Annotated in this window: 9 protein-coding genes; 4 read left to right on the forward strand and 5 right to left on the reverse strand. The window is 61.0% G+C overall.

The annotated features are described in order from the left end of the window. The first annotated feature begins 203 nt into the window (after window positions 1-203). Both Q427_RS09050 and Q427_RS09060 read left to right on the forward strand, forming a co-directional pair. Entirely contained in the window at window positions 204-1,937 is a 1,734-nt protein-coding gene (locus tag Q427_RS09050) for a PilZ domain-containing protein (RefSeq protein WP_043513134.1), read from the forward strand. A gap of 1,460 nt (window positions 1,938-3,397) precedes the next feature. Then, the gene (locus Q427_RS09060) at window positions 3,398-3,886 is read left to right on the forward strand and encodes a helix-turn-helix domain-containing protein (RefSeq protein ID WP_051496248.1); all 489 of its coding nucleotides are present in this window, start codon (window positions 3,398-3,400) and stop codon (window positions 3,884-3,886) included. Between the two features lie 437 nt (window positions 3,887-4,323). On the opposite strand, the gene Q427_RS09065 is transcribed toward Q427_RS09060, so the two are convergent. After that, window positions 4,324-4,551 carry a hypothetical protein gene (locus Q427_RS09065; protein ID WP_043513140.1) on the reverse strand — a complete coding sequence of 76 codons (228 nt, stop codon included), beginning with the start codon at window positions 4,549-4,551 and terminating at the stop codon, window positions 4,324-4,326. Window positions 4,552-4,570: 19 nt separating this feature from the next. Then, the gene (locus tag Q427_RS09070; protein ID WP_043513142.1) at window positions 4,571-5,263 is read right to left on the reverse strand and encodes an NYN domain-containing protein; all 693 of its coding nucleotides are present in this window, start codon (window positions 5,261-5,263) and stop codon (window positions 4,571-4,573) included. 1,193 nt (window positions 5,264-6,456) lie between these two features. Between Q427_RS09070 and Q427_RS09075 the strand changes: the two genes are divergently transcribed. Beyond that, window positions 6,457-6,705 (forward strand): DUF4160 domain-containing protein, encoded by a 249-nt coding sequence (locus Q427_RS09075; protein ID WP_043513144.1) that lies wholly within the window; start codon window positions 6,457-6,459, stop codon window positions 6,703-6,705. Further along, the gene (locus Q427_RS09080; protein ID WP_043513148.1) at window positions 6,692-7,102 is read left to right on the forward strand and encodes a DUF2442 domain-containing protein; all 411 of its coding nucleotides are present in this window, start codon (window positions 6,692-6,694) and stop codon (window positions 7,100-7,102) included. Before Q427_RS09075 ends, Q427_RS09080 begins: the two co-directional genes overlap by 14 nt. A gap of 113 nt (window positions 7,103-7,215) precedes the next feature. Here Q427_RS09080 and Q427_RS09085 read toward each other — a convergent pair whose 3' ends face one another. The 3 genes from Q427_RS09085 to Q427_RS29940 form a co-directional block, all read right to left on the reverse strand. After that, entirely contained in the window at window positions 7,216-7,686 is a 471-nt protein-coding gene (locus Q427_RS09085; protein WP_043513151.1) for a hypothetical protein, read from the reverse strand. Between the two features lie 44 nt (window positions 7,687-7,730). Then, window positions 7,731-9,062 (reverse strand): relaxase/mobilization nuclease domain-containing protein, encoded by a 1,332-nt coding sequence (locus tag Q427_RS29935; protein WP_081785906.1) that lies wholly within the window; start codon window positions 9,060-9,062, stop codon window positions 7,731-7,733. Continuing rightward, on the reverse strand, window positions 9,053-9,365 hold a 313-nt coding region (locus Q427_RS29940), incomplete at its 5' end, for a MobC family plasmid mobilization relaxosome protein (protein ID WP_197030562.1). The genes Q427_RS29935 and Q427_RS29940, both read right to left, overlap by 10 nt.

The following is a 9,365-nucleotide window of genomic DNA, read 5'->3' on the forward strand; positions in this document are numbered from 1 at the left end:
TGGCAGGTCCTGGGTGGGACGACTACCTTTGCCTGCCAAGACGTGCTTGCTTCTCTCGCCGACACCGTTAGAGAGGGGACTTGCCCATCTTTGATTGTGGCCATCCTAATTAAAATGTATATAGTATTCCTTAGAGGGATAGCCCATCTATGCCACTGATGTAACTCTATAAAAATCAAAACCATATACGCAGGTAAACCGACATGGCCCTCCCCGCGCAGCACGAAAACCCCTCAGCGGCCGTGATTCGGTCGCTGCTCCAGCACGACCATCAACTCTCCCTCTATGCCAAGGAGATGACCTACCCGCTGAAGGCCGAGGTTGCCGAGTTGGACTTGAGCACTGGCCGCCTGGTGCTTGAGGTGGAATATGCCGGTCAGGATATCGAGCGCTATCTGACCGACGGTGATGTCAGCTTTGACCTAGAGGCCATGAAGGGCCACCAGGGCATGGAGCGTGAGACCTACAGCCTCAGCAACGTTACCGCCAAGCTGCTCAAGACCGACAGCGCGCTCTACCGCCTGGAGTGCCAGCTGCCGGGATCGGTGTTCGTCGCCGAGCAGCGCGGAGCGATCCGTATCCCCTTCGTGCTCGGCATGCAGGCGCGGGTCGGCCTTGAGGTCTACCTGCACGAGCTCAATGTGCCGGGACGGTTACGCAACCTGTCGGTAGGCGGCTGCATGGTCGACATCGACCTGGCCGAGAGCGTGGCCATCGGCGTGAATCAGGAGATTCCGGGGGTCACTATCGAGTTTCCCAATGGCGAGAGCTTCTTTGCCGAGGGCAAGATCCGCCACATTCGGCCCTTCGGCAACCACGGCTACGCCGCGGTCGGCATCCAGTTCATCAACATGGGTCCCCTCCAGACCGAGGCGTTGTTCCGCTACGTGAGCGAGTCGGAACGCGAGGCCGCCTACCGCACGGGAATCAACGACAAGATCGACGCCCACGCCACGCTGTTCATTCCCGGGGCGAAGGAGAAAAAGATTCTGCAACGCGAAGCCCAAGAGCGCGAGAAACGCTCCCGCCAGTCACCCATGGAGCGTGGCGTCATGGACGTGGCTCATCAGCTCCAGGTGGGGCTGATGTACATGAAAACGCGCGATCTCTTCCCCGAAGAGCTCTTCTACGACTGCGTCGACACCCTGCGCTTCCTGGTGGAGCAGGATCACAAAGCCTTGCTTTACGCCTTGTCCTTCCTGCGCGACGAGTCAGACTGGGTGCGCCATGCGGTGCAAGTGGCCAGCCAGCTGGCTGACGTGCTATTCACCCGTGACCCCCATGACCCACACATACGCGAAGCCGTGCTTGGCGCCCTGCTGCACACCATGGGCAAGCCCCTGTTGATAGGCCCTCAGCTGCCGTCGCTGAAGGTCAACATGAACCCGCCGCAAAAAGACATTCTCAAAGGCCATGTGGTCGCCCTACAGCACAAGCTGCAAGCGCTCGGCTGGACACCCAGCCCCACCTGTCGCGAGATCATCGAAAATACCAACGAGCGCCTGGACGGCAGCGGTTACCCGGCTGGCAAGCGGGGTGACCAACTTTCAGAGCGGGTGCGATTGGTTTCTGTGATCAAGGCGATCAACAAGTTGATGCACGTCCGCAACGGCATCCCGCCGCGTACACCGCTGGATGCCTACCGCATGATCAATGAAGCCGCCTCGGCCTACGACAAGACGGTACTGGTGGAGTACATACAGGCCTATGGGCTCTACCCGATCGGTAGCTTGGCCAAGTTCTCGGGGGGCTTCCTCGCCTGGGTCAAGGAAATCGACGGCAAGGGTATGCCGAGTCAGGTAAAAGTGGTCAAGAACCTGCGTTTCCCGGACACCAATATCAGTAGTGAGCTGGGCAGAGACGACTTCTCGCAAATCGGCAAGCTGGAGGAGATCGTCAATCCAGCCGACTATGGCGTGAAGGTCATCAAGGTCTAGCGGAAAAGAAAAATGCCCCTGGTGACGGACGGACACCAGGGGCAAGCAGGGTAGATAAAACTCAAGGAAGCGCCTCTTGACCAGAAGCGCAGCGCTATGTCAACGCGGGGCAAAATTGCTGGACATTAGCACCCTCGCATAATGCCCTGAACAGCGACTCAGGACCACCCGGCGAAGAGCCCGAAAAAAGATAGAAAAACGCCCCTTTTTTTGGGCATAGAAAATTTTACGCAATTTCTTTACGCATAACTGCCCCTCCAGGGCCTCTCGGAGGGGCGGTCAGCGTGCGTAAAGAAAACGACCCTTTACCGCCACATGGCGGCTACTGGCTGAGCTGGTGGAGCTGTCCCGGCACCAGGGCGAGGAGTTGCGACGGCTGCGAGACGCGAAGAGGTGGCCTCCCTGCGGCGCCTTCCCCCGCCCCCAGGGGCAGCAGACCAGGGCAACCAGGAAGACCCGGCAAACCGCCCAGAAGGTGGACAGGAGCACAGGATGCGCCCACCAGACCCCACCCCGCGAGCCAGACCAGGAGCCGACCGACGAGCGCGACTCGCTGGAGCTGGTCGAGCCGTTCGGCGAGAACGATTCGGGACGCCCTGCGCAATTCTTGAAGGGTGCATAGAGCTTGTGCGAGATGGGAAGCCCCGCGCCGACGCGAGGTCAGGCGGGGCTGTTCTTTTACTTGCCGATCAGCATCACGACGAACATCGCGACGTTCACGACAAGGGTTAATACAGCAATAACTTCCATACTGTTGCCCTCAGCAGAGGGTCGCCCAACGATCCGTTACTGGCCTACCGGCGCTGGCAGTCGACTAACTGGTCCCAAGACACGACCGTTCAATAACCACCCTCTGATGCCAGCCGGGTACCAAACCGGGCGGGTGGGCCTGAAATCGAGCCTTCCGGCTCGTATTTAGTGATCAGGTCTTTTCAGAAGAAACAACGGCCGCATACCTGGCTAATCGACCTCGCCAGGTTATCGAGCCACCACCAGGCGGTCTACCCCCTTACGAGCCGTCCCGCCGCCCCATTGCATTACTGACGGAGTGGTCATAAACTGAGCACGTCGACTAACTGGTCTCAAGACCTAGCGATGCCGCCACCAACGGCTCGCGCGCGAAAGCCGCCCCACCAAGGCGGCTTCGTTGTTTCTAAAGCCTTACCACTGTATTTATTATCCACGCCAAAATACTGTAATGTAAGGTTTTTCCCTTCCTTATAGGGGGTTAACAGAAGCCCCCACCTGGGAATTCCTAAACACCCCCACCTGGGAGTCCCAAGGAATCTCCAAAGAAGACGCATAGCAAACCATACGCATACGGGAAGCAGACGAAGAACATATATCCATTGCGGGGGGATCCCCAAAAACCCCCACCCCATGTCCGAAAATCCTTGTGAGGCAGCCCGCCACCCCATACCTTTGCGTCTAACAAAGCTACTTGCTCACAGAAGGTTGGTATGACTCAAGACGCTAGCGCTTCCTCCTCAGGAGAACAGAAGGCAGCCCCGAAGAAGACAGATGCGTTCACACAGAAGTGGGGGAAATCAACCAAGAGCGCCGGCTGGACAGCCATACCCAACATACTGATATATAGGCAAAAAAGTCTCGGACTATCCCCCCTGGATCTCAATATCCTGCTCCACCTGATGACTTACTGGTGGCAAGACGAGCAAAAACCGTATCCGTCCAAAGCCACCTTGGCTCAAGCGATTGGGGTCACTTCAGGCACTATCCAGAAGCGAATTCGAGGCATGGAAGCCGCCGGTTTCATCAAACGCATAGAGCGCCGCCGAGAGAGCAATCGCAGTGATACCAACGAGTATGACCTATCCCCACTGCGAGACCTCCTGCTTCCACATGCCGAGGAAGAACTGCGGGAACGCAGGAAGAAGCATGCCGAAAGACAGAAGCGCAAGACGACCGTCACCAAACCAAGCTCCGAGTAAAATCAAGATATTGGCGCTTATCCTGACCATGACCGGTCTAGAACCACCGACACGCTGCTAGGCAGCCTCTGCCACCGATCCGGCCTCTAACCGGTAGTTTAAACTAGCACAGCCCGGCATTTGAGTAGCGCCACGAGATCATGATAGCTTACTGATTGCCCTCAGGAATTCCGTAAGGGCGCACCCCGCGCAGACGGGGATTATCGGCGGAACGGGATAGCCCCCAGGAGCTTTTTTGAGTGCACCCCGCGAGCGGGGATTATCGGATCCGACAGGGCCTTGGTCGAACGATACGCCAGTACGCCCCGCGCAAGTGGGGATCGTCGTCACCCCTCTCGTCCCTGCCCAGTAGGATGAGAGGGGCGCTCGTTTTTCTCGGGCCCATACGCCACCCGAATGACGCACAAAGCCGGTTGCTCCGTGTCTGTCGGCCAGGATCAAGCTCCGCGCCCCGCCTTGCTCATGGTCTCCGCACAGTCCATCACGTCACCGGCCAGGAACAGCAGGTTCCCTCGGTTTCCCCCAGCCCTGACCACCGGTTGTGGCGGGGTAACTCCCCTCAAGGGCGTCCCTTGGTGGATCGCCGCCTTCAGCTCGTTGACTGACACGCCCAACAGACGAGCGGCATTGGTCAGGCCGATGCGTTCAGTGCGAAAGTTACTCACCAGGTGGCCTCCTGCAGCGTCACCAATACTCGGGCTTGTCCGCCGGCTTCTTGCGCGTATGCACGCGCTCAGGGAACTGATGCGCTGCAAGCTCTTCCGGCAAGATGTAGCGACGCATCCAATCAGCCTGCTTCTGCAGCGAGCCGGGTGGCTTACGCTCCAGCCCCTTGCGGTGGGGCACGATGATACCGACGCGAAGATGAGGAAAGTCTTCACGGATCGCCTCCAGCGCAGGGGCCATATCCGTGTCTCCTGAGACCAGCACGAGCTGCTGGACCTGGTCGTCACACTCGCCTCGCCAGCAGTGCTGGGCGGCCATACGGTACATCGTAATGCCGATCCGGACGTCGGTCTCTTTCTCTTCCAGGTGCCAGATATCCACCTGGTCGGCCCGGGAAGGAGACACGTATCTGGACACAAAACGTGGCGCCTTGCGGTGATCCAGGCGATGCCGTCCCCAATGGACCGTGACGCCACGCGCCTTGAGCGCTCTGACGTAGGTGTCCTGGGCCTGCTTGGACTGGGGGCCGCGTGTCGCCAAGGAGGGCTGCACCGGAGAGGTGAAGTAGTGGATCTCAGCCACCTGGCTCAGCGGATCATTCTCATTAACCACAGCTTCCAGTAAGGCGGGGAGATTGAGCCACTTGTATGGCGTGCCGGCCAGTAACCCATAGAACACGTTATAGCCGTCGATGAAAAAAGCCGTCTGCACGAGATGCGATCCCTAGAAACGAAGAAACCGGCACGGTGGCCGGTTTCCTCACCCTGACTGCCAGCGAACTGAATCGCTGCGTGCAGGGCTGAGTCGTAGGACTATAGTGGCCAAAACATAGCCCGCCAAGAAGTAGATAATATCTATCAGGGAAAAGGCTATAATAGCCCTAGGCTACCTATACCTTCCCCCTGCGGTCTTCCCGAGACACCCGCCGCCCATGTCACCATCCAGCCATCGACATGTGCGCATCACCGACTCAGGTGCTTGATGCTGGAGGGGGCCTTCGTGCCATCGCCCAATCCCCGGTCTCAGCTGGGTGCTCCTGGTCGCGATATCTCTCAGCCGAGCCGCGTTGACCTTAGCTTGCTCAGATCGACGGAAGGCCAATCTTGTCATTAGAGCTCACCAAAATACCATAACCCCATGAAAAAATTGGAAAAAACAAACTCCCCTCTTAAAGCCTGCCACCATCCTGCGTTAGCGTATAGTTTGGGGCGTAAGACAAGGCACGAAAACGCAACATCAATGAGTTAGCGGTGAAAATAGCCACAATCGGGTGACTCTCATCCCGCTTTTTCGGTGAAGTGTATAAAAATTTTCATTGGGAAAAACTGCGTTGCAGAATCCATAGAACGTGCCGTAGCTCGCCATCGCTACCCAAATACGAGGTGGGTGCGCCTGGTCGCGTAATTGATCTAGCCCCGGCCCAAGGTGGGTGCTGGAGGTCGCGATTTTTTTATGGACAGAGTGACGCACTTTCCCTGAAACGCCGCAGTGGCGCGGCTTACAGGGTGATTGGCAAATCAGCTTCTATGGATTCCCTGACGCACTTTGTGTCGCCAGGGCGCCCAAGACGGTGCGCTGGGGTCGCTGGCCAGGCGTCCTTGGATGGTACCTCGGTTCTATGGACAAAGTGACGCACTTTTCCTGAAACACCCCAGTGGCGAGGCTTTGAGAGCGACCGGCGCCCCCGCTGTCCAGACGCGAGGTGGGTGCTGTGGGTCGCGAAATGGCCCGATCCCCAGCCTCAGCTGGGTGCTCCTGGTCGCGATATTGCCATGAAACCCTGGATACAGGGGCTTCTTGGCCATGCGTTGCGTGATGAATCAAGGTGGGTGCTTTCGCTCGCGCGAGGTAGGCCTAGAACGACGCACAAACCAAACCGCTTGGGTTTATGCTAGACTGCCCCCATGCCAACCGTCCTACGTTTCGATGGCCTGCGCGCCGTCATCTATCCCAACGATCATCGACCCGCGCATGTCCATGTCATTGGCAAGGGCGGCGAAGCAGTGTTCATCCTGCACTGTCCCGATGGACCCCCGGAGCTGCGCGAGAGCTACTGCTTCAACACCCCGGATCTCAACCGGATCGCCAGCGCGCTGTCGGCTGAGCTCCTGACACTCTGCCGTAAATGGAGGGAGATTCATGGCCATTACTGATGACACCCGGCAGCAAGCCGAGGCACGCCTGGTCGCTGAGCGCGACCAGGCCCACGCAGTGTCCGCCCGCTATGACCGGCGGACCAAGCGCGTGATCGTGCATCTGCACAGTGGTCTGGAGCTGGCCATCCCGCCGGCTCTGATGGAAGGCCTCGCCGACGCCACGCCGGAGGCCTTGGCCGAGATCGAGGTCTCGCCGTCCGGGCTTGGCCTGCACTGGCCGCAGCTGGACGCCGATGTGTATGTCCCGGCCCTCCTGGCGGGGCAGTTCGGCAGCCAGCAGTGGATGGCCCGCCAGATGGGGGCCGCCGGTGGCCGAAGCCGCAGCGCCGCCAAGCGTCATGCGGCCAGGGCCAATGGCACCAAAGGCGGCCGTCCTCGTAAAGCACAGGCCTAGCGGTATACACCAGGGGGTGTTCAGCAGCGAGGTGCCTCTCGACTGATAGGCACTCGGCTGCCCTATCACACGTTACTGACTGGGGTGGGTGTATTCGGTCGCGCTAAGCATTGCTACCCCACCCCCGGCCCGTCTCTGCCCGGATCCACCCCCCACCCGGGGGAGGACGGCGGTTCCTGGGGCGACTCCTCAGCCGCCGGTCGGGCAGGCGTGGGATCGAGCACAGCATTCGACCGCTGACGCCTCGCGCGTGCGAGTGTCTCCCGCTCGCGATCCTGCCGATCCCGCTCATGCTGCCGGGCCATCCAGGCCTCGTAGGCCGTTGTCACCTGTCGAATTTCCTCCCCAAACCGTTCAGCAGCTTGGTGCAGGCGTCGACGCGCTCGGTCAGCTGATCCAGGGCGGCGGCGTTCTGGCGGGTCGCTCCGTTCCAGTTCCTCCCGCAGTGACTGACTCTCGGCCTGCTGCTCGTTCAGCGCTGTCTGCAGCCTCGCGAGCTCGGTTAATAGCCCATCGGCTAGCGACTCGGCGTCGCGCTGCTGCTGCTCTAACTGCTGCAAGAGCAGCGTTTCTAGCTCGGTCATCTTCGCTTACTCCTCCGTCAGCCGGATCACCGGCACGCCACTGTTCAGTGTCCCCACCCAGGCTGTGTCCGGTCGATACCCACCAGATAGGGCTCGCCCTGGATCGTGCGCACCTCCACGCCCTCCGGCAGCCTCGGCGCCGCCTCCTCGGCCCGCCGAATGTCCTGCCGGAGCGTTATCAGACGCTCCAGGCGGCTGTCGATCAGCCGGTCGGCCAGGTGCAGGCCGCCCGCCGTCACGCTCCCCACGGCCAGCATCACGCCGCGGTGATCGCCGCCGGTCGTGTCCAGCTCCGCAGGCCTCCGATCCGGCTCAGCCGCTCGGCCTGGGTCGCCGCGGTCGACAGCCGCTGTTCGATGCCCTGAATCTGCTCCCGCTGCCGCCCCTCCGACTGGCTCAGGGCGGTCTCCCAGCTCGAGAGTCGCCGCGTCTGCTGAGACTCGACCTGGCTCAACGCTGCGGCTATCGCCTCGTTCAGGCGCTGCGTCTGCTCGCTGATAGCGGCCTCGGTGGTACTCAGCGCGTCGCTCAACTGCTGCTGCAAGGCGTCCTCGTGCTCGCTCAGCTGCTGCTGGGTCACATGGTCCAGCTCGGCCAGCTGCTCTTTGCGTCTCTCGGCGAGCCTCTCGCTCAAGGGTTTGCTCGATGGTCCAGTTGTCACGGTAGAGGTCTCCTTTTAACCGTATGGCCTGCTTTTCCCCGTGGGGCCGGACGCTCACGAATGCGTGACTCGCCCGAGTGATTTCGCCGATTTCAGCCAGCTCCTCGCGCACCTCGGCCGCGGTGGTCACCAGCCCCTTGGCGGCCAGCGCCTCGATGTGCTCGGTGATGTCGGCTCGGGTCCTGGGGTGCTTGTCTGGCTTGCTCCGGTGCCCCTCGTCGCCCGGCTGAACGGGGCGTGCTCGGTCCGGATCATCGGGCCGCGCCCAGCCCTTCGCGTGATTCCAGGCGTCACGCAGCGGATCGAACGTTTTTTGATGGCTCGGCGGCGCGATATTGAGCGCCCGCCCGGTGGTCAGCTCGATACGGGCGGTCAGCGTATGGATATGGGGGGTGCCGTCGTCATCACGATGCAGCACCGCGCAGGTGGCGTACTGGTCGGGCTCCAGACCGGCGAACGCTGTGCGTTCCCAGTCCTCGAGGACAGCCTCGATCTCGGCAACGGTGGGGTTGTCCTCAGGCGCCCAGGCGATCACCCCGCTGGTATAGCGCCACCGGTGCGGACTGGCGTCGGCCACCTGGGCGACCAGGTGCGGATCGCCGCGCAGCACCGTGACCTCGGCACGGCGTTCGCCGTTATGGTCATGCTCCTGGAGGAGATACCGCACCGCGCCGGCGGTGCTTCCCTGGCCGTGGCGGAGAAATTTCAGGTGCATGGCTCGTCCCCCTGCCCCTGGTCGTCAGGGTCATAGCGAGGAAGCTCGGCCAGGTGATGCAGCTCGCGCTGGATCGCCGCCAGCTCGGCGAGCAGCTGGGCATGGTCACCGGGCGTCAGGCCGACCGTATTCAATACGCGAGCGATCTGGTTCACATTGCTGCCGATAGCAGCGAGCTGGCGGAGCAGCGCCGGATCGGCGGTCAGGGTGCGCAGCCGACGCCGCTGCCGGCGCTGGCCAGTCTTCACTGCGTCGGCACCGTCGACGCACTGGCGCAGCCAATCGCTCAGTGACAGGTCGGCC

This window comes from Halomonas sp. BC04 (assembly GCF_000568385.1).